21 protein-coding genes are annotated in these 23,827 nt (G+C 67.5%); 10 read left to right on the forward strand and 11 right to left on the reverse strand.

The features are described from left to right. Positions 1 to 81 precede the first annotated feature (81 nt). Genes ACQPYH_RS40505 through ACQPYH_RS40515 form a run of 3 tightly spaced genes read left to right on the forward strand, consistent with a single transcriptional unit; the run spans position 82 to position 2,815 of the window. Positions 82 to 873, forward strand: a complete 792-nt coding sequence (locus tag ACQPYH_RS40505; RefSeq protein ID WP_432882891.1) for a CPBP family glutamic-type intramembrane protease — start codon at positions 82 to 84, stop codon at positions 871 to 873. Next, positions 870 to 1,571, forward strand: a complete 702-nt coding sequence (locus ACQPYH_RS40510; protein ID WP_432882894.1) for a hypothetical protein — start codon at positions 870 to 872, stop codon at positions 1,569 to 1,571. Before ACQPYH_RS40505 ends, ACQPYH_RS40510 begins: the two co-directional genes overlap by 4 nt. 35 nt (positions 1,572 to 1,606) lie before the next feature. Beyond that, entirely contained in the window at positions 1,607 to 2,815 is a 1,209-nt protein-coding gene (locus tag ACQPYH_RS40515) for a cytochrome P450 (protein WP_432882897.1), read from the forward strand. 1 nt (position 2,816) lies between these two features. Here ACQPYH_RS40515 and ACQPYH_RS40520 read toward each other — a convergent pair whose 3' ends face one another. Further along, entirely contained in the window at positions 2,817 to 4,199 is a 1,383-nt protein-coding gene (locus ACQPYH_RS40520) for a hypothetical protein (protein WP_432882900.1), read from the reverse strand. A 181-nt stretch (positions 4,200 to 4,380) separates the two neighbouring features. Here ACQPYH_RS40520 and ACQPYH_RS40525 point away from each other — a divergent pair, with 181 nt between their 5' ends. Further along, positions 4,381 to 5,295 carry a phosphotransferase enzyme family protein gene (locus tag ACQPYH_RS40525; protein ID WP_432882902.1) on the forward strand — a complete coding sequence of 305 codons (915 nt, stop codon included), beginning with the start codon at positions 4,381 to 4,383 and terminating at the stop codon, positions 5,293 to 5,295. A gap of 63 nt (positions 5,296 to 5,358) precedes the next feature. Continuing rightward, the gene (locus ACQPYH_RS40530) at positions 5,359 to 6,765 is read left to right on the forward strand and encodes a sensor histidine kinase (RefSeq protein ID WP_432882904.1); all 1,407 of its coding nucleotides are present in this window, start codon (positions 5,359 to 5,361) and stop codon (positions 6,763 to 6,765) included. A gap of 645 nt (positions 6,766 to 7,410) precedes the next feature. Here ACQPYH_RS40530 and ACQPYH_RS40535 read toward each other — a convergent pair. From ACQPYH_RS40535 to ACQPYH_RS40555, 5 genes are read right to left on the reverse strand one after another with little or no spacing between them, the layout of a single operon-like run. Continuing rightward, positions 7,411 to 8,349 carry a PmoA family protein gene (locus ACQPYH_RS40535; RefSeq protein ID WP_432882906.1) on the reverse strand — a complete coding sequence of 313 codons (939 nt, stop codon included), beginning with the start codon at positions 8,347 to 8,349 and terminating at the stop codon, positions 7,411 to 7,413. Then, entirely contained in the window at positions 8,319 to 9,443 is a 1,125-nt protein-coding gene (locus ACQPYH_RS40540; RefSeq protein WP_432882908.1) for a Gfo/Idh/MocA family protein, read from the reverse strand. The genes ACQPYH_RS40535 and ACQPYH_RS40540 overlap by 31 nt, the downstream gene beginning before the upstream one ends. Positions 9,444 to 9,468: 25 nt before the next feature. Beyond that, positions 9,469 to 10,776 carry an ABC transporter substrate-binding protein gene (locus ACQPYH_RS40545; protein WP_432882910.1) on the reverse strand — a complete coding sequence of 436 codons (1,308 nt, stop codon included), beginning with the start codon at positions 10,774 to 10,776 and terminating at the stop codon, positions 9,469 to 9,471. 22 nt (positions 10,777 to 10,798) lie between these two features. Continuing rightward, positions 10,799 to 11,683 (reverse strand): carbohydrate ABC transporter permease, encoded by an 885-nt coding sequence (locus tag ACQPYH_RS40550; RefSeq protein ID WP_432882912.1) that lies wholly within the window; start codon positions 11,681 to 11,683, stop codon positions 10,799 to 10,801. Continuing rightward, positions 11,673 to 12,596 carry a carbohydrate ABC transporter permease gene (locus ACQPYH_RS40555; RefSeq protein ID WP_432882915.1) on the reverse strand — a complete coding sequence of 308 codons (924 nt, stop codon included), beginning with the start codon at positions 12,594 to 12,596 and terminating at the stop codon, positions 11,673 to 11,675. The genes ACQPYH_RS40550 and ACQPYH_RS40555 overlap by 11 nt, the downstream gene beginning before the upstream one ends. 182 nt (positions 12,597 to 12,778) lie before the next feature. Between ACQPYH_RS40555 and ACQPYH_RS40560 the strand changes: the two genes are divergently transcribed. From ACQPYH_RS40560 to ACQPYH_RS40580, 5 genes are all read left to right on the forward strand, one after another. Then, positions 12,779 to 14,524 (forward strand): hypothetical protein, encoded by a 1,746-nt coding sequence (locus tag ACQPYH_RS40560; RefSeq protein ID WP_432882918.1) that lies wholly within the window; start codon positions 12,779 to 12,781, stop codon positions 14,522 to 14,524. A gap of 61 nt (positions 14,525 to 14,585) precedes the next feature. After that, positions 14,586 to 15,629, forward strand: coding sequence for a LacI family DNA-binding transcriptional regulator (locus ACQPYH_RS40565; RefSeq protein ID WP_432882920.1), 1,044 nt, complete (start codon positions 14,586 to 14,588; stop codon positions 15,627 to 15,629). Then, complete coding sequence (locus tag ACQPYH_RS40570) at positions 15,630 to 17,225, forward strand: FAD-dependent oxidoreductase (protein ID WP_432882922.1); 1,596 nt, start codon at positions 15,630 to 15,632, stop codon at positions 17,223 to 17,225. It begins immediately after the preceding gene. A 9-nt stretch (positions 17,226 to 17,234) separates the two neighbouring features. After that, positions 17,235 to 17,759 (forward strand): dihydrofolate reductase family protein, encoded by a 525-nt coding sequence (locus tag ACQPYH_RS40575; RefSeq protein ID WP_432882925.1) that lies wholly within the window; start codon positions 17,235 to 17,237, stop codon positions 17,757 to 17,759. Between the two features lie 32 nt (positions 17,760 to 17,791). Then, a complete protein-coding gene (locus ACQPYH_RS40580) occupies positions 17,792 to 18,136 on the forward strand; it encodes a hypothetical protein (protein ID WP_432882928.1) in 345 nt (114 codons plus the stop codon). 19 nt (positions 18,137 to 18,155) lie between these two features. Here the strand turns inward: ACQPYH_RS40580 and hemB are convergent, their stop codons facing one another. Genes hemB through ACQPYH_RS40605 form a run of 5 tightly spaced genes read right to left on the reverse strand, consistent with a single transcriptional unit; the run spans position 18,156 to position 23,824 of the window. Next, positions 18,156 to 19,142: a porphobilinogen synthase gene (gene hemB, locus ACQPYH_RS40585; RefSeq protein WP_432882930.1), complete on the reverse strand. Its 987-nt coding sequence runs from the start codon at positions 19,140 to 19,142 to the stop codon at positions 18,156 to 18,158. A 5-nt stretch (positions 19,143 to 19,147) separates the two neighbouring features. Then, positions 19,148 to 20,875, reverse strand: coding sequence for a uroporphyrinogen-III synthase (locus ACQPYH_RS40590; protein WP_432882933.1), 1,728 nt, complete (start codon positions 20,873 to 20,875; stop codon positions 19,148 to 19,150). Then, the gene (hemC, locus tag ACQPYH_RS40595; RefSeq protein WP_432882936.1) at positions 20,872 to 21,753 is read right to left on the reverse strand and encodes a hydroxymethylbilane synthase; all 882 of its coding nucleotides are present in this window, start codon (positions 21,751 to 21,753) and stop codon (positions 20,872 to 20,874) included. Before hemC ends, ACQPYH_RS40590 begins: the two co-directional genes overlap by 4 nt. Continuing rightward, complete coding sequence (locus ACQPYH_RS40600; protein ID WP_432882938.1) at positions 21,750 to 23,072, reverse strand: glutamyl-tRNA reductase; 1,323 nt, start codon at positions 23,070 to 23,072, stop codon at positions 21,750 to 21,752. The genes hemC and ACQPYH_RS40600 overlap by 4 nt, the downstream gene beginning before the upstream one ends. Next, the gene (locus ACQPYH_RS40605; RefSeq protein ID WP_130441960.1) at positions 23,069 to 23,824 is read right to left on the reverse strand and encodes a redox-sensing transcriptional repressor Rex; all 756 of its coding nucleotides are present in this window, start codon (positions 23,822 to 23,824) and stop codon (positions 23,069 to 23,071) included. The genes ACQPYH_RS40600 and ACQPYH_RS40605 overlap by 4 nt, the downstream gene beginning before the upstream one ends. Positions 23,825 to 23,827 lie beyond the last annotated feature (3 nt).

Genomic DNA, 23,827 nt, shown 5'->3' on the forward strand with positions numbered 1-23,827 from the left:
AAGTCCCGCGTGATCCAGCCCGAGCCCGACCCTCGGCCCAGCCAGGAACCAAGCCCCGATCCGCAGCAGAGGAGATCCGTCATGACCTTCATCCGCAGTCACCCAGTACTCAGCTTCTTCGTGCTCGCCTACGTCCTCGCCTGGGGCGGGGTCCCGTTCGGGAGCTTCTTCGCCCCGGGCGCCCTGGTCGCCGCCATCATCGTCGTCTCCCTGACCGAAGGTCTCGCCGGGCTACGCGCCCTCGGAGCCCGGTTGATCCGTTGGCGGGTCAACTGGATCTGGTACGCCGTCGCGATCGCCGTACCGCTCGTCGTCCACCTCGTCACGATCTCGCTCAACCAGGCGCTGGGTGCGCCGGCACCGAACACCGCGCAGTTCACACCGTGGTACGGACTGTTCGCCGTCATCGGCATGATCATCGTCGACCCGACTGGCGGCCCGTTCAACGAGGAACCGAGCTTCCGCGGCTACGCCCAGCCGAAACTCCAGACCACGCGCACTCCGCTGGCCGCGACCGTGATCCTGGCCCTGGCGATCACCGGCTGGCACGCACCGCTGTTCTTCATCTCCTCGTTCGGGCTCCAGCCGTTCGAGGCACTGACCACCGTCGGCGTCACCTTCTGGTACGCGTGGCTGTTCAACCACGCCGCCGGCAGCGCTCTCATCACCCTTATCGCCCATGCCACCGAGGGCAGCATCAACACCAGTGATCTCTGGCCGACCGGCGCCGACCTGACCCGCGAGACCTGGCTGTACGTCGGAGTGTGGTGGGCCGTGGCCATTGTCTTGCTGATCGTCAGCCGTCGCTTCTGGACAAGTCCCGCACCAGCCGCAGCCGTCGCCACGACCATCGTGAAGGAGCCAGTCTCATGACCACCATCTCTTCTCCCCCGGCCCAACGCACGTGGGGTGGCGGGCGCACCGTGCTCGTCGTCGTGGGCGGCCTCTTCGGCATGGTCAGCCTCATCCTGTTCGCGATCGGCGGCTTCGGCCTGTGGGCTCAGCAGCAGCGCGACAACGGGTCCTTCACCGTGGGACCGGAGCGGGTCACCACAAGTACGTCCGCGCTGCTGGCACCGTCCCTCGACATCGGCGGGACCGGGCCGGATGCGTTCTACAGCGACGACTTCCTCGGTGAGGTTCACATCGACGCAACGACGAAGAACGGCACCCCTGTGTTCATCGGCATCGGCCCGGCGGCCGAGGTCGCGGCGTACCTGAAGGGCGTCGGGTACGACGAGGTTGCGGACTTCGACGTCGATCCGTTCAAGCTCTCGACGACGGCACGGGCCGGCGACAAGCCTGCCACCGCTCCCGCCGATCAGTCCTTCTGGGTCGCCGCTGGAACCGACTCCGTGCGCTGGAACGCCACCGGAGGCGACTGGTCCGTCGTGATCATGAACGCCGACGGATCGCCGAACGTCGACGCCGAACTCAGCATGGGTGCGACCTTGCCGGTCGTCGAAGGCATCACCATCGGCTCTCTGATCGGCGGAGTCGTGCTGCTGATCATGGCCGCCGCCTTCATCGTGCCGGCCGTCGTCACCGGTCCGCGACGCGCGGGAGCCTGAAGCAAGGGTTACCTAACTTGCTTAGGGTTGAAGCCATGGTGCTGGAGATTCCGTTCGAGGATGCTTTTCAGTTCGATCCGTCGCCTACGTTCGCCGAGCTGCGGGAGAACCAGCCCGTGGCTCGGGTGCGGACGCTCGCGGGGGCCGAGGTCTGGCTGGTGACGCGGTACGACGACGTGAAGCTCGTGCTGGCGGATCCGCGGTTCTCGCGGGCCGCGGTGGTGAAGCAGGGAGCACCTCGGGTCGCGCTCGCGAAGCCGATGCCGAACAGTCTGACCACGACCGACCCGCCGGAGCACACCCGGCTGCGAAGGTTGGTGGTGCCAACGTTCGCGCACCGGAAGATCGAGCGGACCCGGCCGTGGGTGGCGGAGCTGTCGGCGCAGCTGGCCGAGGACGTCGCCCGGGCCGGCGACGGTGCCGACATCCGGCAGCTCGTCGCGCTGCCGTTGCCGATCCAGGTGATCTGCCAGCTGCTCGGCGTACCGTATGCCGACCGTGCGCAGTTCCGGGAGTGGACCGAGCTCGGGTACAGCATGAAGATGGCCGAGAAGGACCTGGTCGAGGACGCGATGACCAACCTCACGGCGTACATCGAGGACCTGGTCACGAAGAAGCTGGCGAACACCGACCAGCCGGCCGAGGACCTGCTCGACGAGCTCGTGCGAGCACGCGAGGAGGGCGACCGGCTCAGCCAGGAAGAGCTGATCGCGTTCGGCGTGAATCTGCTGGTCGCCGGGCACGAGACGTCGGCGAACCAGATCTCGAGCTGTGTCGCGACGCTGCTGCGCTGGCCGGAGAACTGGGCCCGGCTGGTCGACGAGCCTGAGCTGGTCCCGACCGCGATCGAGGAACTCCTGCGCTTCAACCGATTCAGCGAGGTCGGTCAGCTGCGGGTCGCGGTCGAGGACATCGAACTGCACGGCGTACAGATCAAGGCCGGCGAGGGCGTGATGGCCGCGCTCAACTCGGCGAACCGGGACCCGCGCGCGTACGACGCTCCCGACGAGCTGCGCGTGGATCGGCAGGACAACAAGCACATGTCGTTCGGCTTCGGCCCGCACTTCTGCCTCGGCGCACAGCTGGCGCGGATCGAGCTGCAGGAGTCGTTGCTGGCGCTCGTGCGCCGGTTCCCGCGGATGAGCCTCGCGAAGCCGGCCGAAGAGCTCGAGTGGCGTCGCGTGCTGGTGAGCGGTCTCGCAGAACTGCCGGTGAACCTGGGAGGTTCACCGGCAGCGGGGTGAATCAGTTCTGCGAAACGAGTACGACGCCGTGCTCGGCCTGGTACTGCTCGATGTACCTGCGCGCCATCGGTTCACTGCACGCGATCGCATCGGCGATCTTCTTGGCGGTGAGTTCACCGCGCTCCGGCCCCCAGTCGGACAGCAACGCGTACGCCCGCGTCCGCCTCTTCTCCAGCAGCGTCGGCTCCGGCTTGTCCTCCTCCGGCTCCGCAACGACAACGGGCTGCGGGTCGGGCAGCACCGGCTCGACCTTCGGGGTGGTGATGAGGGCCGGCGGTTGCGGGTCGGCCGGGGCGGCGAACGGCGACGGCGGCTTCGGCTTCTCCACCAGCGGTTCGGCCTTCGGCTGCGGGGCGAACGGCTTCAGGCTGCTCGACGTACCGTTCACGACGTGCTGCGGTTCGCTCTCGTCCTCGACGACGACCGCCTCGGACACGTTCCCGCTGTCGGTGGGGTCCTGGTCGACGATCGCCATCAGCTCACCGGTCCAGGCGTCGTCGTCACGCAGTCCTACCCCGGTGCCGTCCGCCCGCCGCGGCTGACCACCTTCGAGCACCCAGACGGCGGCCGGCACGGCCGGACCCTCCTCGGGCTCGGGCGGCGGCGAGATCGCCTTGGTCAGCTTGCTGGTGATGACCTCGTAGTTGATCCGCTCCTCGAGCATCCCGGCCAGCCGGTCCGGGTCGTACGTCGTCTCGGCGATCTTCGCCAGCCGCTCGTCCTGGTGCTCGGACCGGATGTACTCCGCGACGGTGCCGGCAATCGCCTCGCGACGACTCCGGTTGCGGATCTGGTGCTGGGCCGCACGCAGGCTCTCGTACAGGCCGTAGCCGTGCTCGATCGCCAGCGAGCGCGCCAGCCAGGTGACCCGCGGTTCGCGGGCCCACTGCACGACGCCGTACACCGGACCGGTCTCGCGCATCTGCCCGGCGCGGCGCAGTGCGTCACGACGACGGGCCGAGCTGTGGATCAGCCAGAGCACGTACGCGAACGCGGACAGGCCGCCGAAGCCGAAGGCCAGGAACCGCTCCTCCGGCCGCCAGTGGCCGACCACGTTGAACACGACCGCGACGAGCGCCGCGAAGAACGACATCGCGCGGTAGGCATAGGCCTGTTCGCCCTTACGCCGCCGCAGGTCGGCCAGCGCTGCGGTGGCGACGCCACCGAGCTCGAGCACCGCGACCGCGGGCGTGACGAGGACGATCTTGAGCAGCTGCGAGAAGCCGCTGTCCGGCCAGGGGATGTGGGTCACGCCGGCCCAGACTTGGCCGACCAGCGCCGCGGCAGCCGCGGTCGCATAGAAAGCGTAGGCAACCTTGTCCGCACCGGTAAGGGGTACGTTGACCAGTTCGCCAGTACTGGTGCTGCTGGTGTTCTCCTGCAAGACGTGCACTCCTGACCGGTTTGGGCTCTCCGGCAGTTCGTCGGGTGGGTGGAACGGCGGCCCCCATATAGCGCGCTGCACGAGGCTACCGGTTTCCGGCCCCGGAAGGGGAGGCGAATCCGGAAACGTCTCGAACCTCCCCACAACATCCGTCATTCAAACGACTCATATCCTCGCATCCATGATCCCGTCCGTGCGCTCCCTCCCCGACCCCGACGCCCTCGCCGCGCACCTCGCCGGACGCTACGGTCTCGATTTCACCGGCGCCGTACTGCTCCGTTCGCTGGTGAACGACGTCTACGAGGTGACCGCCGGCGACGGCGCCCGGTACGTCCTCAAGCTCTATCGGTACGACGGCCGCCATCCGGACGAAATCCGTTGGGAGACAGGGCTTTCGGCACATCTGCTGGCAGCCGGCGTACTCGTCCCGTCGGTGGTTCCGTTGCTCGACGGCGACACCGTCGGGCTGCTCGACACACCGGAAGGACCCCGGGCGTTCACCCTCTCGTCGTACGTCGAGGGGAGCAAGCCGGAGCGACCGTTCACCGACGAGTTGTACGCCGCCTTCGGTGCGCAACTCGCCGCATTCCACAATGCCGCCGGCAACTACACGTCGCCGTACTTCCGGCGGCCGGCCGACGTCGTCCACCGGCTCGACGAACCGCTCGAGCAGATTCTCGCTGTGGATAACTCGGAGGAAAACCTGCTCCGCTCGCTCGCGGGTGCTGTACGGAACAACCTCGCGCAGTACTCAAAGGCAGGAACCTGCCACGGCGACGTCACGATGGACAATGTTTTGTTGACCGAGCAGGGACTTCTGCTCCTCGATTTCGACCTCGCGGCGGTCGGCCCGTTGGCCGCGGATTTCACCGGCGTCGCGACGACGCCGCACTGGAACGCGTTCAAGGCCGGGTACGGCGGGATCGGTGCAGAGGACGAAGCCGTGATCCCGTACCTCCAGGTTGTCGGGAGCATCTTCAACCTGCGCTTCCACCTCGTCGAGAAGCCGCGGTTCCGCGGTACGGAGTCGCGGGCCGAGGGGTGGGCAGCGGCGGAGCTCGACGGGCTACGCGCGGCGGCCGCAGTACTGCTCTGAGTTCACAGCCAGGTGCCAGCAAACGTGGAGGCTGTCTGAGGGGTTGCCGCACATGCTGGGGGCATGAGGGTTGCGGCGCGGTCGTTGAGTGTGCGGGTCGCGGCGGCGATGGTGGTGCTGGTTGCGGTGGTGAGTCTCGTGATCAGCGCGCTGACGACCGCCGCGATCAGCTCGTACCTGACCAAGCAGCTCGACGGGAAGGTGGCCGCAACCCAGGGGCGCGCGATCAACGCCCTGACGAACGGCAATCCGAGCGGCCCGCCGAAGGACGCGCCGCACGGACAGGACGCGGGCACGGTGACTGTGACCGTCGGTCCGTCCGGGGCCGCGGGCAACGTGATCACCAGCGACGGCACGCTCATCGAGCTGAGCGATCAAGCGGTCGGCGTACTCGACGATCTGACCGCCGGCCAGAACAGCACGGTCGACCTGCCGGCGCTCGGCGAGTACCGCGTGCACGCGTCCAGCGTCGGCTCGGTCATGGTGATCACGGGGCTGCCGACGAAGGACATCCAGAACACCGTCAACAGCCTGATCGGCTGGGAGGTGCTCTTCGGCGGCATCGGCGTACTGACCGCGGGTGGTGTCGGCGTCCTCGTCGTACGGCGTCAGCTGCGGCCACTGCGCCGCGTCGCGCAGACCGCTCGTGAGGTGGCCGGTCTACCGCTCGACACCGGGGAGATTGGGGTGACCGCACGCGTACCCGATCAGCTGACCGACGAGCGCACCGAGGTCGGGCAGGTCGCGGTCGCCCTCAACACCTTGCTCGGTCATATGGAGAACGCGCTCGACGCACGGCACCGCAGCGAGCAGCAGGTCCGGCAGTTCGTTGCCGATGCATCCCACGAACTCCGTACGCCGCTCACCACCATCCACGGCTACGCGCAGCTGAGCCTCCGCCAACGCGATCCCGAGCTCTACGGGCACGCCATGGGAAAGGTCATGGTCGAGACCACCCGCATGGCGTCGTTGGTCGAGGACCTCCTGCTGCTCGCCCGCCTGGACGCCGGCCGCCCGCTCGACCGCCGCCCGGTCGACCTGTCCCGGCTCGCCCGCGACTCGATCACCGATGCCCAGATAGTTGCCCCCAGCCACCATTGGGCGTTGGAGCTGCCACCCGACCCGATCGTCATCATCGGTGACGAGCAACGCCTGCACCAGGTCGTCACCAACCTACTCACCAACGCCCGCCGCCACACCCCCGCCGGCACCACCGTCACCGTCGCCGCCAAGCTCGCCGACCGTTCCGCCGTACTCACCATCCACGACGACGGCCCCGGCATCCCCGCCGACCTACTCCCGAACGTCTTCCAACGCTTCACCCGAGCCGACACCGCCCGCACCAGCACCACCGGCGGCACCGGCCTCGGCCTCTCCCTAGCCCGCTCCATCACGGAGGCTCACCAAGGCACCCTGACCGTAACCTCAACCCCCGGAAACACAACCTTCGCCGTAACCCTGTCCGCCTGACCAAACAAAGGACAAGCAAAGCAAGGAAGAGACTTGAAGAAAAGACAGAAAAGAACAGACATGGAGTGGTGACCGGCTTCAGTGACCGGCCGGAGGTTCGCCTGCGGGCCGTGTTCTCGGAACATAACTGACGCTGAGCGCAAACTTCTTTCCACAAAGCGCCAGCCTAGGCCGGCGCCGAGCCTGCCCCGACACCAGCCGGATCCGGTGTCGGGTTCGTCGAGTCGTGGGTTCTGGCAGACTTTTGCAGCCGCTGTCCACGACTCGGCGTACCGGCCCGGGGCCTTTCTCCACGACTCGGCGAACCAGCCGACCGGAGTTGCCGCTGGAGTCAGCCACCCCGCCGAATCCGTTTCCCCGCGGCCCCATCCGAGACTTCTGAATAACCCTCAAAGAAGAAAGAAGAGAAGAGATATAGAGAGGTGGCTGGCTTCGGCGATCAGCCGGAGGTTTTTGAGGGCAATGATCTAGCTGAGGTTGCCGATGGAGAACGTCTCGGACACAACCTGAGCAGCAAACCCTGCCAGGCAGCTAGTGGCGGCCGAGCCGGTCCAACACTCCGCTGCTCGTCTTTCTCTTCGAGCCCAACCCTCTCTGTCTGTCTTGTCTTTCTCTTCCTCCATCTGGCTGTCGGCGCCGGGTGTGCTAGTGCATTGTCAGGGCCTTCTGGGCTTGGGTGGCGAGGGAGTTGGCGCGGTCGTCGTCGGAGAGGCCGTTGGCGACCAGTACGGCGTAGCGGAGGTGGAGGGTGTTGTTGGTGGGGAACGGGAGTTCTTCGGAGAAGAAGGGGGCGGGGCAGACGGCGGCGAAGTCCTCGGAGCGGACGAACCATTCCGGTGGGTGGCGGACGTTGTCGGTGGCGTCGGCGATGATGATTGTCGATGCTGTGTCGGTCTCGTCCTGGCGGGCGGTGAAGCCCATCCACGGTGCGCGTTGACCACGCAGCTCGTCGCGGCCCTTGCCTTGCGGGGCGAGGATCGTGCCGTTGGTGAAGGCACGCGGCCCACGCCAGAACAATCCGCCGTAGCCGGCGTTCGGTCGGCCGGCCGTGGTCGGGCTGCCGATCTGGATGTTGTCGCCGGACACGTTGGTCATCGCGGTCTCGTAGACCAGCACCCAGCCGTCGTCGGCGAGCCGCGTGGTGATCGTGCGGGTCTCGTCGACTACATGCTTGCCGCCCTCGGTATGCCAGGACAGGTGGTGCGCGAACCGGACCTCGTCGTCGGACACGTCCAGCGCGTCGACCCGGTCGTGGTCCTGCGACCCGTTGTTGCCGAGCGGCTTGTACCCGTTCTCCTTCGTGTACGTCGGTCCGCCCCAGAAGTTGTCGTGCCCGAAGTGCGGCAACGACCACGACATGCCCTTGTGCCACAGGTGATCCCACGGCCGGTACACGCTGACCAGGTCGCCGGTCAGCGTGCGCATCGGGTGGAAGTACGGTCGCGGCGACTCGTACTGCGGGTCGTCCGCGTTGTAGACATACGTGAACAGCTCGTCGCCGCCTGCCGTCACCTGGATCGATTCGTTGACAGCATGGTTGCAGCCGAGATTCATCAGCTCTCCCGTGGTGATCGCGTGGTCCATGGCGCGCCGAGCTCGCTGAACAGCGCGAGCTCGTTCGAGGCGCGGTCGATCCAGTTCTCGACGTCGAGGACGATCGGGCGGCGTTCCAGGCCTTCGCCTTCCCAGCGGACGAGCTCGGCCGGGATCTCGCGTGGCGGGTCTGCGAGCCGCACTGCCTCGACGACCGTCGTGAAACCACCGGTCGCCGAGAGCGGGACGTACAGCGGTACGGAAGGGTCCGCCCGATGGTCGAGCAGGTTCTCCAGGAGGTCGGCGCGCTCGCGCTTCTTGACGGTCATGCAGCTGCCCTGGTGGATCTCCAGTGTGTCCGAGGCATACCGCAGTACGGCACGACCCGTCGAGCCATGCACGATGACCGACGGCTCGAGGTGCTCGTCCGCGCACAACGTCACGGCGACGAGGAGCGTCGTACCGCGGCTTGTCACGATCCGGACCGCCGACGTGTCGTCGGACTCGATCGGATTCGCGCGGTACAACTCTGTCTCGACCGACCGTACGTCGTCCACGCCGGTCGACCGGTCCAGCAGCAACGCCGCCGCGGTCGCGTGGGCGAGCGGATTCGTCACCGCGCCGTCGACGACATCGACGCCGTCGAGCCGCCGTTTCCCGGCCCAGCGCGCCCGCTGGAAGTACTTCGCGGTCCGCACCCATTTGCCGACCGCACTGATCCCGCGGATGTCACCGAGCTGCCCTGTGGCCATCATCTCTGCGAGCGTCAGCGTCGCCTCGGATGCCTGCGCCTGGAAACCGACCTGACAGGCGCGCCCGGTCTCCGCGACCACAGCAGACAGTTCCTCGAACTCCGCAAGCGATGCAGTCGGAGGCTTCTCGAGCAGTACGTCGGCGCCCGCGCGCATCGCCAGCGCCGCCAGCGGCACGTGCGTCTGGATCGGCGTGCTGATGATCACGACATCGACTTCGGTTGCCGCGAGCAACGCCTCGAGGCTGTCGAAGGCGCGCACACCCTCGGTAGGCCGGGGATCCGCGACCCCGACCAGTTCGGCCCGGCCGGCCTCGGCCAGCCGGGCGACGTTACGAACATGGGAGGCGCCGTGACCGTGGACTCCCGCCACGGCCACACGCGGCCCCGTCATCGACAATCAGTTGCCATTAGCAACACTATTTGAGATTCCCCTTGACCTCGTCCAGGAAGCCCTTGGCGGCCTGGTCCGGCGTCTGCCGGCCGAACAGTACGTCGGTCGTGTACCGCTGGATGATCGTCCCCGTCTTACCACCTCCGACGGGCGGCGCCGGCGACGGGTCGCCGAGCTCCTTACTGATGTCCTGAATGAACTTCGCAGTCGCGGCGTCGGCCGGCTGCAGCTTCGGCGAGACCTCGGCGCGGACGTCGGTGTTCGGCGGCACACCCCGTTCGGCCAGCAGGACGTTGCCCGCGGCGGTGCTGTTCGCGAGATAGTTGACGAAGTCCGCGGCCTCCTTCTGGTGCTTCGACCGCGACGAGATCGACCAGAACATCGAGCCCTTGTAGAAGGAACCGTTGTCACTGGCCTTGCCATCGGTGCTCGGGATCCGCAGCAGCTTCAGCTGCTGCCCGGACGCCTTGCTGTAGGCGACCAACTGGTTGCTCCAGATGAAGCTCATCGCGACCTTTCCGGTCGCCATCGCGGACTGGTCGAGGGCTGCGTTCATGTCCTGCGAGGTGAAGTCCGCGGGCGGGGTCGCCTTCATGTCCCGCAGCTTCAGGACGTACTTGAAGAAGTCGGTGGTCTTCTCCGGCGAGACGCCGAGCTTGCCGTCCTTGGTCCAGAGCGACTCACCGCTCTGCCGGGCCCACAGGTTCAGTCCGACCTCGTTGGTACCGATCGCAGCGGACCCCCAGGCCTTGCCGTTCAGCTTCGTGGAGAGCTCGGCGGAGATCCGGGCGAAGTCGTCCCAGGTCCACGTCGTGTCGTCGGGAATCGCCACCCCGGCCGCCTTGAACACGGCCGGGTTCGCGACCACCGCGAACGAGTTGATGCCGGCGTTGAGCCCATACAGACCGCCCTCGGCCTCTCCGGCACTCAAGGTGTCCGGCTGGAACTTGCCGGTGTCCAGGCCCTGCGCCTTCTTCAGGTCGAGCAGGGCGCCGCGGTCGGCGTACTCCCGCAGGTAGGCCTCGTCCATCTGGATGATGTCCGGGGCGTCGTTCGCCGCGACCGTGGTGGCGAGCTTGTCCCAGTAGCCGGACCACTCGCCGAACTCACCCTTGATCGTGACGTTCGGATGGTTCTTCTGGTACGCGTCGATCACCTGCTGGGTGAGCTTGGTCCGGGTGTCCGAGCCCCACCAGGTGAATCGGAGTGTGACCTTGCCGCCGGCGTCCGACGACCCGCCCGAACCGCCGGAGTCGCCGCCGCAGGCGCTTGCCGCCAGCAACGTGGTGGCCAGGGCCAGGGCCGTTGCCACGCGTGGGATGTGCAGCCTCATGATGTGGACCTTTCAGGGGGAACTACTTGATACCGGTGGTCGCGATGCCCTTGATCAGGAACCGCTGGCCGAACAGGAAGGCGAGGAAGACCGGGACGAGGGACACGACCGACATCGCGAACATCGATCCCCAGGAGCTGCTCGAGGTCGAGTCGATGAAGCCCCGCAGCGCGACCGGGACGGTGTACATGTGCGGGTCGGTCAGGTAGATCAGCTGGCTGAAGAAGTCGTTCCAGGTCCAGATGAACGTGAAGATCGTCGTGGTGGCCAGCGCCGGCACCATCAGCGGCAGGATCACCCGCAGGAAGATGCTGCCCCGGCCGCAGCCGTCGATCCGGGCGGCCTCGTCCAGCTCGCGCGGGATACCGCGGATGAACTGCACCATCAAGAACACGAAGAACGCGTCCGTGGCCAGCAGCTTCGGCACGATCAGCGGCAGGAACGTGTTGATCCAGCCCAGATGCGAGAACAGGATGTACTGCGGCACGATCACCACGTGGATCGGCAGCATGATGCTCAGCAGCATGATCGCGAACCAGAACTTCTTGCCGAGGAACTCCAGCCGGGCGAACGCGTACGCCGCCATCGAGCAGGACACCAGGTTGCCGAAGATCGCGCCGAGCACCACCAGTGCCGAGTTGAGCAGGTAGCGGGTGAACGGTTCGGTCAGTGCGTTCCAGCCGACCCGGTAGTTCTCGATCCGCAGGTCCTTCACCAGGATGCCGGGATCGCGGAAGATCTCGTTGCCCGGCCGCAGCGAGCTGACCACCATCCAGATCACCGGGTAGAGCATCACCAGCGCGGATCCCGCGAGTACGACGTGGATCACCAACGGCCGGACCCGGCCCCACGTGATGACACCGGTCCGCCGGGCGGTGACGGTCGTGCGGAGCGTTTCAGTCGTCATAGAACACCCAGTACTTCGAGGCGAAGAAGTTCGCCGCGGTGAAGACCCCGATGATCACGAGCAGGAACCACGCCATCGCCGACGCGTAGCCCATGTCGAAATTCCCGAAGCCCCGGTCGTAGAGGTACAGCGTGAAGAACATCGTCGAGTCCGACGGCCCGCCGCTGCCCCCGGAGACGACGAACGCCTGGGTGAACGACTGGAACGCATGGATGATCTGCAGCACCAGGTTGAAGAAGATGATCGGGGTCAGCAGCGGAAGCGTGATGCTGAAGAACCTGCGCAGCGTCCCGGCGCCGTCGACCGATGCGGCCTCGTAGTACATCGACGGGATCTGTCTCAGCCCGGCCAGGAAGATCACCATCGGCGAGCCGAACGTCCAGACGTTCAGGATCACGAGCGTGCCCAGTGCCGTACTCGGGTCGGAGATCCAGCCCTTGCCGTGGATGCCGACCACGTCGAGCAGCTGATTGAGCAGGCCGGTCGTACCGAAGACCTGCCGCCAGAGGATCGCGATCGCGACACTCGAGCCGAGCAGCGACGGCAGGTAGAAGACCGACCGGTAGAACGCCATCCCGCGGACGCCACGATCGAGTACGACGGCCAGCAGCAGGGCAATCGCCAACTGCAGCGGGACCGACACGAACACGTAGGTGAACGTCACTCGGAGTGAGTTGTGCAGCCGCTCGTCGGACAGCATCCGGGTGAAATTGTCCAGGCCGATCCACTTCGGGGCCTGGATCAGGTTGTAGTCCGTGAAGGACAGGTACAGCGAGGCCAGCATCGGCCCGATCGTGATCAGGAACAACCCGAGCAGCCAGGGTGCAAGGAAGAGGTATCCGGCCAGGTTGTCCTTCTTCTGACCTGCACTTTTCTTCCCCCGGAGGCTGCCGAGCTCACCGAGCGCACTCACATCACACCTCCGGAAAGCGCTTGCCTTGGCCGGTCAAACTAGTACAAGAAACCGGTTCCCGCAAGGGTTCATCGATGTAGGAAGGGGGCCGGATCCGGCCGCTGTGCGAGGTATTGACAGGACAAAGTTCCGGGGCGACAGTTCTGAGCATTTGGCAACCGCTTACCGCCCAGGAGATGCCGATGCTGCGACGTACTTTCCTCACCGGTTCGCTGACCACAGTTGCGGTCGGCGCACTGCAACCGACCACGGCGCGTGCTGAGGTAGCTGCTGTGGACGAGGACTTCCTGACCCTGCTGACCAACGCCAACCAGGCCCAGATCCCGCTGGTGCTGGCGAACTACCAGAACGCCGGCGACAGCATCCGCACGGTCGCGCGAAAGGCCCGGCGGCTGATCTCCGGGTACGTCTGGGGCAGGTCGTCGTACCACCATGACGCGACGCTGCTCGGGCCGCTGGGCTGGCTGGTCGATCAACTCGCGGCGCGGCAGCACGACGACGGCCTGTACGACGTCGGCAACCTGCACTCGCCGCCTGACAGCTCGTTCGCGATCCAGGACGTCTGTGTCCTGTACGCCTTGCTCGACGCGGATGGCTCGGCGGAGACAGCCTCGCTGCGTACGACGCTTGCCGCCGTGATTCGCAAGGCGGCGCCTGCGCTAGCCGTCGGCGGCGTACACACGCCGAACCACCGGTGGGAGGTGTCGGCGGCGCTCGCCCGCGCGCACCACCTGTTCCCGGACCGGCGGTACGCGGCGCGGATCGACGACTGGCTCGACGAAGGCGTTGATGCGACCCCGGACGGGATCTACAGCGAGCGGAGCTCGACGTACGCCGCTGAGGTGACGAATCCGTGCCTGCTGACAATCGCCTGGCTCCGCGACAAGCCGGGGCTGGTCGACTACGTACGACGGAACCTCGAGGCAACCTTGTACTTCCTGGAGCCGAACGGCGAGGTCGACACGACGGCCTCCCGGCGCCAGGACCAGAAGGGTCTGCGCGAGGTCTGGTGGTATCTGACGCAGTTCCGCGAGCTCGCGCTGCACACGAACGACGGCCGCTTCACGACTGTTGCCAAGAGCATCGAAACCCGCGGCACCGGTGAGCTCGGCGACTTCCTGGCCGAGGTGCTCGAGCGGCCCGAGCTCGCGGCCTCTCTGCCGACCGCGGCGCCGGTGCCGACCGACTTCGTCCAGCACTACCCGTCGCAGGCGTCGGCACGCGTACGCCGCGGTGCGCGGACCGCGACTGTGTTCGGTGGGACCGACTTCCACGACATCCCGGTGATCTCGTCGGGGCTGTCGACCAACCCGACGTTCTTCAAGCTGCGCAACGGCGCGGCGATCCTGGAATCGGTCCGGCTGTCGCCACAGTTCTTCAGCACCGGTCATTTCCGGAGCGACGGTCTGCAGGTGTCAGGGAAGACGTTCAAGCTGTCCTCTGAGGTGAAGGTCCCGTATCACCTGCCGCTTCCGAAGCGATACCGCCGGGCTGATGGGCGCTATGCCTTGACTCCGGACGGCCGCTTCTACGCGTCGATGGACTTCGGCCACCGCCCTAAGCAGTATCGGACGTTGCGGACCGAGATCGCTGCCGCGGAGGTATCGAACGGGTTCGACCTGGTCTTCGATTTCGCCGGCGACGAGACGGCGTACGCGATCGAGCTCTGCTTCCGCCCTGGAGGAACGCTGGCGGGCGTTGAGGCACTGGATGCCTCGGGCAACTATCAGCTCGTCTCCGGCACGGGCAGCTACACGGTCGGCTCGGATCGGATCGAGTTCGGTCCGGGGAACGGCGCTGCGCGGGTGACGATGGATCCGGGCGAGCGGTACACCTACCTCGGCGGCAGCCTGACCCCGGAAGGTCTGCGCGTCTACCTCACCGGCCGGATTCCCGGGCGTCAGGTGCTGAGGTTGCGGATGTCTTAGTAATTCGAATTATCACTGTCTTTTTCTTGACGGCGGACCGTCGTCGGGCTACTGTCGGGCGATGCCACAGAAGGCGACCCGGCTGACCCAGCGCGACATCGCGCGACTGGCGAACGTCAGCCAGACGACGGTCTCACTGGTGCTGAACAATCGCAGTGACGCGACCGCCCGGATCCCGGCCGAAACCCGGGACCGGGTGCTCAAGGTGATCCGGGATACCGGGTACCAGGCGGATCCGCTGGCCCGGCGGATGCTCAAGCAACGCAACCAGATCCTCGGCGTGTTCACGTACGAGTCGGTCTTCCCGAGCACGAGCGGCGACTTCTACTACCCGTTCCTGGCCGGCATCGAGGACCGCGCCGAGCGCCTCGGGTGGGACCTGCTGCTGTTCACCAGCGCCCCGGTCGCGGAAGGCCACCGCCGGATCTTCCACGAGAACAACCGCCTCCGGATCGCCGACGGCTGCCTGCTCCTCGGCCGCGATGTCCCTTCCGACGAGCTCGCCCGCCTGATCGCCGAGGACTACCCCTTCGTCTCGGTCGGCCGCCGCAACGACGCCGGCGCCCCCGTCCCCTCCGTCGGCGCCGACTACACCACCGCCACCCGCCTACTGGCCGACCGAGCCCTCAAACTCGGCCACCGCCACCTCGCCTACCTCGGCCCCGCCACAGGCCCCGCCCCCATCCCCGAATCCTCCGCAGACCGCCTCCAAGGCTTCCACCAGGTCACGGGCCCCAAGGCCCTACTCCTCCAAACCGCGCCGCAGGGACGGTGGGTTGGGGAGGTGCTCGACGTGTTGCTCGAGCGGCGGATTACCGCCGTGTTTGTGGAGGAGCGGGCGGATGCTGTCGCGTTGTTGAGCGCAGCGACCGCGCGCGGGATCGACGTACCCGGAGATCTGTCGGTGGTTGCGCTTGGTGATTCGACGCGGCCTGTGGCGAGTGACGTGGACTTCGGCGGGTTTCACGTGCCGCGGCGAGCGATGGGGGTGCAGGCCGTCGAGCTGCTCGAGGCGATCCTGAGCGGCACCGCGACCTCGCAGCAGATCTTGCTCCCGTGCGAGCTGACCGAAGGAACCACTCTCACTCCACCCAAAGGTGTCTGAATGCATACAGAGGTACTTGTGGTCGGCGGCGGACTCGGCGGCGTTGCGGCGGCCCTGGCTGCGCTGCGTGCCGGTCGATCGGTCGTGCTGACCGAGGAGTTCGACTGGCTCGGCGGACAGCTGACGAGCCAAGCCGTACCGCCGGACGAGCACAGCTGGGTCGAGCAGTTCGGCGTCACAGCGTCGTACCGCGCTCTCCGCGACGGCATCCGCGAGTACTACCGCCGGCACTACCCGCTCACCGCTGCCTCTCGCGCGTTGCCGCAGTTGAACCCGGGCGCTGGATACGTATCCAAGCTTTGCCACGAGCCGCGCGTCGCACTCGCTGTACTCGAGGCCATGCTCGCGCCGTACCGAGCGAGCCGTCGCCTGCAGGTGCTCCAGCCGTACCGTCCCATCGCTGCGGAGACCGACGGCGATCGCGTCACGGCGGTGACCGTGCAGCATCGTGATTCCGACGAGCAAGTGACCGTCACAGCGCCGTACATCCTCGATGCGACCGAGACCGGGGAGCTGCTGCCGCTCACCGGGACGGAGTACGTGACCGGGTTCGAGGCGCAGAGCGAGACCGGCGAGCCGAGCGCCCCCGCGCAAGCGCAGCCGATGAACATGCAGGCGGTCTCGTACTGCTTCGCGGTCGATCACGTCGACGGTGACCAGGTCGGCGACAAGCCGGCCAACTACGCCTTCTGGCGGAACTACCAGCCGTCGTTCTGGGGCGACCGCCTGCTGTCCTGGACCGCGCCGAACCCGCGAACGCTGGAGACGTCACACCGTTCCTTCACGCCGAACCCCGACGACGACCCCCTTGCGGTGGTTGCCGATCAGCGACTGACCGGCGGCGACACGAACCTGTGGACGTTCCGCCGGATCGCGGCGCGCCGGCACTTCGTCCCGGGCGCGTACGAGAGCGATATCTGCCTGGTGAACTGGCCGATGATCGACTACTTCGAGGGCGCGGTCATCGACGTACCGGACGCGTCGAAGCATCTCGCCGCGGCGCGTGAGCTGTCGCAGTCCGTCTTCTACTGGCTGCAGACCGAAGCGCCTCGCCCCGACGGTGGGTCCGGTTTCGCCGGGTTGCGGTTGCGCGGGGATCTGCTCGGTTCCGCGGACGGGTTGGCGCAGGCGCCGTACATCCGGGAATCGCGGCGGATCAAGGCGGAGTACACGATCGTCGAGCAGGATCTCTCGGTCGCGGTGCGCGGCGACCGAGGCGCGGTCGAGTACGACGACACGGTCGGCGTCGGGATGTATCGCATCGACCTGCATCCGTCGTCTGGCGGCGACAATTACATCGATGTCGCGAGCAGCCCGTTCCGCATCCCGCTCGGTGCGCTCATCCCGCAGCGCGTCGAGAATCTCCTTCCTGCCAACAAGAATCTCGGTACGACGCACATCACCAACGGCTGCTACCGGCTCCACCCGGTCGAATGGAACATCGGCGAGTCCGCTGGTGCGCTGGCCGCGTTCTGCCTGGACCGGGCCGCGACGCCGCGAGCGGTCCGCAGTACGCCGGCCCTGCTCGCGGAGTACCAGTCCCGCCTGGCCGCCGACGGGGTGGAGCTGAGCTGGCCGGAAGTGTCGGGCTACTAAAATGTCGGTGTGAGCTTCCACGCCGCTGCCTTCATCGCCACCAGCCTCGACGGCTACATCGCCCGCCCCGACGGCTCCGTCGACTGGCTCACCACCCGAGCCGAACACGCCGGCGAGACCGGGTACGACGAGTTCATGTCCTCGATCGACACCGTCGTACTCGGTCGGAACACCTATGAGCTGGCCCTGACGTACGACCTCTGGCCGTACGAAGGCAAGCAGGTGGAGGTCCTCAGCTCGACCCTCGACCCGAACACCGACGACCGCATCCTCGTCCACCGCACCCTCGACGCCCTGGTCGAAACCCTCACCGACCGAGGCGCCCAACGCATCTACACCGACGGCGCCCGAACCATCCAAACCTTCCTGACCGCCGGCCTCCTCAACGAACTGACCATCACCACAGCCCCCGTCCTCCTAGGCACCGGCATCCCCCTCTTCGGCCCCCTGACCTCCGACATCCCCCTGACCCACAACGCCACCCGCACCCTGAACGCCGGCTTCACCCAATCCGACTACACAATCCAGCACTAACCACAGGAACGTCGGCGGCGCATGATGGGGAAATGGACGCGTTGCCCGGACTGACAGTTCAGCGGGACGATCCGCCTGTCGCGATGCAAGCGCAACTGATCGGAACGCTGGACATCGACCCCTCGACGAACTGCCTGGTACTCCGCCCCGCCAACATCGACAACATGCAGTTCGTCGACATCGCCTGGCCCCGAGGCTGGAGCCTCACAACCCACGACGGCAACCCCACCCTGACCGACCGGGCCGGAGTACCAGTCGCTCAGCTCGGCGACGAGGTGTCCGTCGGAGGAGGTTTCGTAGACACCGCCCGAGCCAAAGTCACCGCCTGCACAGGCCAACAGGCCGTATTCATAGCCTCCGACCTGACCCACCTTTGACGCGCTCCCCCGCTCTACGTCACCTGTGGTTCAGGAGGTGGGCGGCTTCTGCGGCCCAGTACGTCAGGATGGTGTCGGCGCCGGCTCGGCGGATTGAGGTTAGGGTTTCCAGGATGGCGGCGTCGCGGTTGATCCAGCCGTTGGCGGCGGCGGCTTCTACCATGGCGTATTCGCCGGAGATGTTGTACGCGGCAACGGGGACGTTCACGTGGTCGCGGACCTGGCGGATGATGTCGAGGTAGGCGAGGGCCGGCTTGACCATGACGATGTCGGCGCCTTCGGCGATGTCGAGGTCGACCTCGCGGATGGCGTCGCGGGCGTTGGCGTTATCCTGCTGGTACGTCTTCCGGTCGCCGGTGAGCGACGAGTCGACGGCCTCGCGGAACGGGCCGAAGAACGCCGATGCGTACTTCACGGCGTACGCGAGGATGACGGTGTCGATGAAGCCGGCCGCATCGAGCGCACTGCGTACGACGCCGACCTGGCCGTCCATCATCCCGGACGGACCGACGACGTGTGCGCCCGCCGAAGCCTGCGCAACACCCATCTCGGCATAGATCGACAGCGTGGCGTCGTTGTCCACCCGGCCAGCGGAATCGAGTACGCCGCAATGCCCGTGCGACGTGAACTCGTCCAGGCACAGGTCCGACATCACCAGCAGCGAGTCACCGACCTCGGAAACAGCATCGGCGATCGCGACATTCAAGATCCCAGCCGGATCCAGCGCCCCCGACCCAACCTCGTCCTTCACCGAAGGTACGCCGAACAGCATCACTCCACCGAGGCCGAGCGACGCAGCCTCAGCGACAGCCTTCCGCGCCGTGTCCCGGGTGTGCTGGACAACCCCGGGCATCGACCGGATCGGGATCGGCTCCCGGGCGTCTTCCCGGATGAACATCGGCAGGATCAACTGCCGCGGCTCGATGACGGTCTCCGCGACCAGTCGACGTACCGCCGCCGACGACCGAAGCCGCCGCGGCCTGACCTCCGGGAAACCACCAGGCATGGAACTCAGCTCTTCCGACGAGATCCCGAGCGACGCTCGGACGGACGGGTGACCGGCTCACCGGCCTCCACCATGGTGTCACGCCGGTCCGCACCGAAGCGGGCGAGGGCGTCGGCCAGCTCCTCGACCGACGGCGACTCGGCCATCGCGTCGACGCGCAGGCCGTGCTCCTCGGCGGTCTTCAGCGTGGCCGGGCCGATCACCGCGATCACCGTCGACGCGTGCGGCTTGCCGGCGATGCCGACCAGGTTCCGCACGGTCGAGGACGAGGTGAACACGACCGCGTCGAACTTGCCCGACTTGATCGCCTCACGCGTCGGTGCCGGCGGCGGCGCGGCGCGCACGGTCCGGTACGCCGTGACGTCGTCGACCTCCCAGCCGAGATCGGTGAGTCCGGCAACGAGTGTCTCGGTGGCGATGTCCGCGCGCGGCAGGAAGACCCGGTTGATCGGGTCGAGCACCTCGTCGAACGGCGGCCAGTCCTCGACCAGCCCGGCGGCCGACTGCTCACCGGACGGGACCAGGTCCGGACGGATGCCCCAGGCACCGATCGCCTCGGCGGTCTTGTCGCCGACCGCCGCGATCTTCAGCCCGGAGAACGCCCGCGCGTCCAGCCCGTACTCGTCGAACTTCTCCCGGACCGCCTTCACCGCGTTGACCGAGGTGAACGCGACCCACTCGTAGCGTCCCTCGACCAGACCGCGGATCGCCTTGTCCATCTGCTGCGGGTTGCGCGGCGGCTCGACCGAGATGGTCGGCACCTCTTCAGGCATCGCGCCGTACCGACGGAGCCGGTCCATCAGCGGGCCGGCCTGGTCCTTGGTCCGCGGGACCAGGATCCGCCAGCCGAACAGCGGCTTGGTCTCGAACCAGGACAGCGCCTCGCGCTGCTCGACCACGCTGCCGACGACGATGACGGGCTCGCCGGTCACTTTCGCTGCGCGCAGGTCCGTGACGATCGTCTCCAGCGTGCCGACGACGCTCGTCTGCGCGGTCGTCGTACCACCGACCGTCGCCGCGACCGGGGTCGAAGCGTCGAAGCCGGCCTCGACGAGCGCGGCAGCGGTCTCCTTCAACGTCTCCGACGCATTCAGCAGGACCAGTGTCTGCTTCGGCTGCAGGCGGGTCAGGTCGAGCTTGTTCTCGGCCAGGTCGACGACGGTGACCTCGCGGTCGCCCTTCATCGTCAGCGGGATCCCGGCGTACGTCGGGACCGCGCTCACCTCGCTCACACCCGGGACGACGTTGAACCCGATCCCCGCCTTCTTGCAGGCGGCGGCCTCCTCGGCGCCGCTGGAGAAGGTGAACGGGTCGCCGGTCAGCAGGCGTACGACGTTCGCGGCGGTCTTGGCCGTCTTCACGACGAGCCGCGCCCGGGCCGCGATCCGCAGCGCCCGGCTGCCCTCGGCGCCGGAGCCGTCGACAACCTCGACGCCTGGCCTGCAGTAGGTCAGGAACGCGTCGTGTTCGGGGCCCTCGACAACGACCGCGTCGGCGTTGGCGAGCACGTCACGGCCGGCCAGCGTCAGCAGTGCGGGGTCACCGGGGCCGACGCCGACGAATGTCACGTGGCCGAGTGGTCTGGTCTGCTTGACGGTACTGGTCGCAGCCTTCTGAGGTGCTGCGGTGGCCGCTGTCTTCGCGCTCACGTCTGCCTTCGCCCTCGTCGTTTTCCTGCTGGTCTTGTGGGCCGTCTTGTGGGCCGCGGTCGTAGTGCCCTGTGCCGGTGTCATGTTTGCTCCAGCAGTTCGTGCGCCAGTGCCTTGCCGACCGACTCCGGGTCGTCGACCGACCCGTTCGCGGAGAGGCGTCGTACGCCGTCCTCCTGGCCGAGCGCGCCGCGCAGCCAGAGCTCCGGGCCGTCCTCGCCCTCAACCACCTCGGCCAGCGCGCCGACCGGAGCCGTACACCCCGCCTCGAGCGTGGCCAGCAACTGCCGCTCTGCTGTCACCGCCGCGCGGGTGGCCGGGTCCTCGAGGTGCGCCAGGGCGGCCAGCACCTCGGTGTTGTCCGACCGGCACTCGATCGCCAGCGCACCCTGCCCAGGCGCGGGCAGCATCTGGATCGGGTCCAGCGTCTCGGTGACCTCGGACAACCGCCCCAGCCGGGACACCCCGGCGCGCGCGACGATCACCGCGTCGACCTTGCCGTCGGTGACCAGCGAGATCCGGGTGTCCACGTTGCCGCGGACGCCGGTGCACTCGACGCCCAGGCCGAGCGCGTCGATCTGCGCGACACGACGGGCAGCCCCGGTGCCGATGACAGCGCCGCGCGGCAGCTCGCCGAGCGTCAGGCCGTCACGGGCAATGAGTACGTCGCGCGGGTCCTCGCGGAGCGGGATGGCACCGATCACCAGACCGTCGACCGGCGCGGTCGGCAGGTCCTTGAGCGAGTGCACCGCGATGTCGATCTCGTCGGCCAGCAAGGCGTCGCGCAGTGCGCTGACGAAGATGCCGGTGCCGCCGATCTGCTCGACCGGGGCGCGGTTCACGTCGCCGGTGGTCGTGATCAGCACGAGCTCGACCTCGTGGCCGAGCGCGCGCAACTCGTCCGCGACGAGGGTCGACTGCGCGGTCGCGAGCGCGGAGCGACGGGTACCGAGCCGGATCATGCCTGCTCACCTCCACCGTGCCGCGAGTCCGCGGGTGTCTTGCTGGTGTCCTCGGGAGACTTGACCGCTGTCACCGCGTCCACCGTTGCCTGGTCGAGCGCGAACAGCTCGCGCAGCGCATCGGCGTACGTCGGTCCGCCCGGGTCTCCCCCGAGCTCCTTCACCCGCACCGTCGGGTTGTGCAGCAGCTTGTCGACGACGCGGCGGATGGTCCGTCCGACCTCGTGCCGCTGCTGCTCGTCGAGGCCGGGCAGCCGGCGATCCAGCCGGGCCAGCTCGGAGTCGACCAGCTCGGTCGCCATCGTCCGCAGTGCGACCACTGTCGGCGCGACCGACGCGGCCCGCCGGGTCGCCTCGAACGCACCGGTCTCCTCACCGACGATCCGCCGTACCTCGTCGATGTCGGCCTCGCTGCCGCCCGCCGTACCGGCGAGGTCGGCAAGTGTGACCAGCGTGACGCCGGGGATCCGCGCCGCCTCGGGCGCGACGTCGCGCGGCAGGGCGACATCGAGTACGCCGAGCGGCCGTCCGTCCGACGCGTTCCGGATCATCTCTTCGGTCAGTACGACGCCACGCGCGCCGGTGCACGACACGATCAGATCGGCCTCGCGCAGCGCATCCGGTACGTCGGCCAGCGGGATCGGCGTACCGCCGATGCGATCGGTCAGCGCGACCGCGCGGTCATAGTTGCGGTTGGCAATGGTCACGCTCTTGGCGCCACCGTTGATCAAGGTCTGTGCCGCCAGCGAGGCCATCGAACCGGCGCCGACGATCAGTGCGCGGCGGCCTTCGAAGCCACCGACTGCTTCCAGGCCGGCCGACACGACCGAGCGGCCGGCGGAGTCGATGCCGGTCTCGGTCCGGGCCCGCTTGCCGACCCGCAACGCGTGCTGGAACAGGGCATTCAGCTCGGTGCCGATGGTCTCCAGGTCCTGGCCGACGCGCAGCGTCTCCTTCACCTGGCCGAGGATCTGGCTCTCACCGACGACCATCGAGTCGAGCCCGACCGCGACCTGGAACAGGTGCGCGACCGAACCCTCCTCGAAGTGCACGTAGAGGTGTTCGGCCAGATCCAGCAGCGGCACACCGGTGACGTCGGACAGGATCGCGGTGACCTCGTCCATCCCCGCGTGGAACCGGTCGACGGTCGCGTAGACCTCGGTTCGGTTGCAGGTGGCAATGACTGCGGACTCCGCAACGGCCGGAGTGTGCTTGACGGCCAGGGCCAGCTTGGTCGCCGCATCCGCGTCGAGCGCCACCCGCTCGAGGACGTTGATATCAGCGGAACGGTGACTGATGCCGACGACCAGGTAACTCATGCGCCGACACCTCCCCCAACACTCGGAAGATCGCTCAGACCGTTCATCGCTGGTAGCTCGGGCACCTGGGGGAGCGCCGCCTCTCCGGACTTTCGTTGTTCGTGGTACGCCAGGATCTGCAACTCGATCGAGAGGTCCACCTTGCGGATGTCGACGCCGTCGGGCACGGACAGCACCACGGGCGCGAAGTTCAGGATGCTGGTCACGCCGGCGGCGACCAGCCGGTCGCAGACCTCCTGGGCCGGACCGGCGGGCGTGGTGATCACGCCGATCGAGACCCGGTCGCGCTCGACGATGTCCTCGAGCTCGGCGAAGTCGCGGACCTCCATGTCGCCGATCCGCTCGCCGACCAGCTTCGGGTCGGCGTCGAGGAGGGCGACGATCCGGAAGCCCCGGGTGCCGAAGCCGGAGTAGTTCGCCAGCGCGTGGCCCAGGTTTCCGATCCCGACGATGACCACGGCCCAGTCCTGGGTGACGCCGATCTCGCGGGCGATCTGGTAGCGCAGGTACTCGACGTCGTACCCGACGCCGCGGGTGCCGTAGGAGCCCAGGTAGGACAGGTCCTTGCGGAGCTTGGCAGAGTTGACCCCGGCCGCGGTGGCCAGATCCTCGCTCGACGCGGTCGCGATGCCGTTGTCCGAGAGCGCGGTCAGGGCCCGCAGGTAGACCGGCAAGCGCGCGACAGTCGCCTCGGGGATGCCGCGTTCGGTTCTCGTCGGCGGGCCGGGGCGACGGCTGCTGGCACGCGTCACAAT

The organism is Kribbella sp. CA-245084, from assembly GCF_050942355.1.
GTDB lineage: Bacteria > Actinomycetota > Actinomycetes > Propionibacteriales > Kribbellaceae > Kribbella.

Coding starts and splice junctions, on each gene's coding strand:
- ACQPYH_RS40505 (WP_432882891.1), top strand. CDS start 82: ATGACCTTCATCCGCAGTCACCCAGTACTCAGCTTCTTCGTGCTCGCC.
- ACQPYH_RS40510 (WP_432882894.1), top strand. CDS start 870: ATGACCACCATCTCTTCTCCCCCGGCCCAACGCACGTGGGGTGGCGGG.
- ACQPYH_RS40515 (WP_432882897.1), top strand. CDS start 1,607: ATGGTGCTGGAGATTCCGTTCGAGGATGCTTTTCAGTTCGATCCGTCG.
- ACQPYH_RS40525 (WP_432882902.1), top strand. CDS start 4,381: ATGATCCCGTCCGTGCGCTCCCTCCCCGACCCCGACGCCCTCGCCGCG.
- ACQPYH_RS40530 (WP_432882904.1), top strand. CDS start 5,359: ATGAGGGTTGCGGCGCGGTCGTTGAGTGTGCGGGTCGCGGCGGCGATG.
- ACQPYH_RS40535 (WP_432882906.1), bottom strand. CDS start 8,349: ATGGACCACGCGATCACCACGGGAGAGCTGATGAATCTCGGCTGCAAC.
- ACQPYH_RS40540 (WP_432882908.1), bottom strand. CDS start 9,443: ATGACGGGGCCGCGTGTGGCCGTGGCGGGAGTCCACGGTCACGGCGCC.
- ACQPYH_RS40545 (WP_432882910.1), bottom strand. CDS start 10,776: ATGAGGCTGCACATCCCACGCGTGGCAACGGCCCTGGCCCTGGCCACC.
- ACQPYH_RS40550 (WP_432882912.1), bottom strand. CDS start 11,683: ATGACGACTGAAACGCTCCGCACGACCGTCACCGCCCGGCGGACCGGT.
- ACQPYH_RS40560 (WP_432882918.1), top strand. CDS start 12,779: ATGCTGCGACGTACTTTCCTCACCGGTTCGCTGACCACAGTTGCGGTC.
- ACQPYH_RS40565 (WP_432882920.1), top strand. CDS start 14,586: ATGCCACAGAAGGCGACCCGGCTGACCCAGCGCGACATCGCGCGACTG.
- ACQPYH_RS40570 (WP_432882922.1), top strand. CDS start 15,630: ATGCATACAGAGGTACTTGTGGTCGGCGGCGGACTCGGCGGCGTTGCG.
- ACQPYH_RS40580 (WP_432882928.1), top strand. CDS start 17,792: ATGGACGCGTTGCCCGGACTGACAGTTCAGCGGGACGATCCGCCTGTC.
- hemB (WP_432882930.1), bottom strand. CDS start 19,142: ATGCCTGGTGGTTTCCCGGAGGTCAGGCCGCGGCGGCTTCGGTCGTCG.
- ACQPYH_RS40590 (WP_432882933.1), bottom strand. CDS start 20,875: ATGACACCGGCACAGGGCACTACGACCGCGGCCCACAAGACGGCCCAC.
- hemC (WP_432882936.1), bottom strand. CDS start 21,753: ATGATCCGGCTCGGTACCCGTCGCTCCGCGCTCGCGACCGCGCAGTCG.
- ACQPYH_RS40600 (WP_432882938.1), bottom strand. CDS start 23,072: ATGAGTTACCTGGTCGTCGGCATCAGTCACCGTTCCGCTGATATCAAC.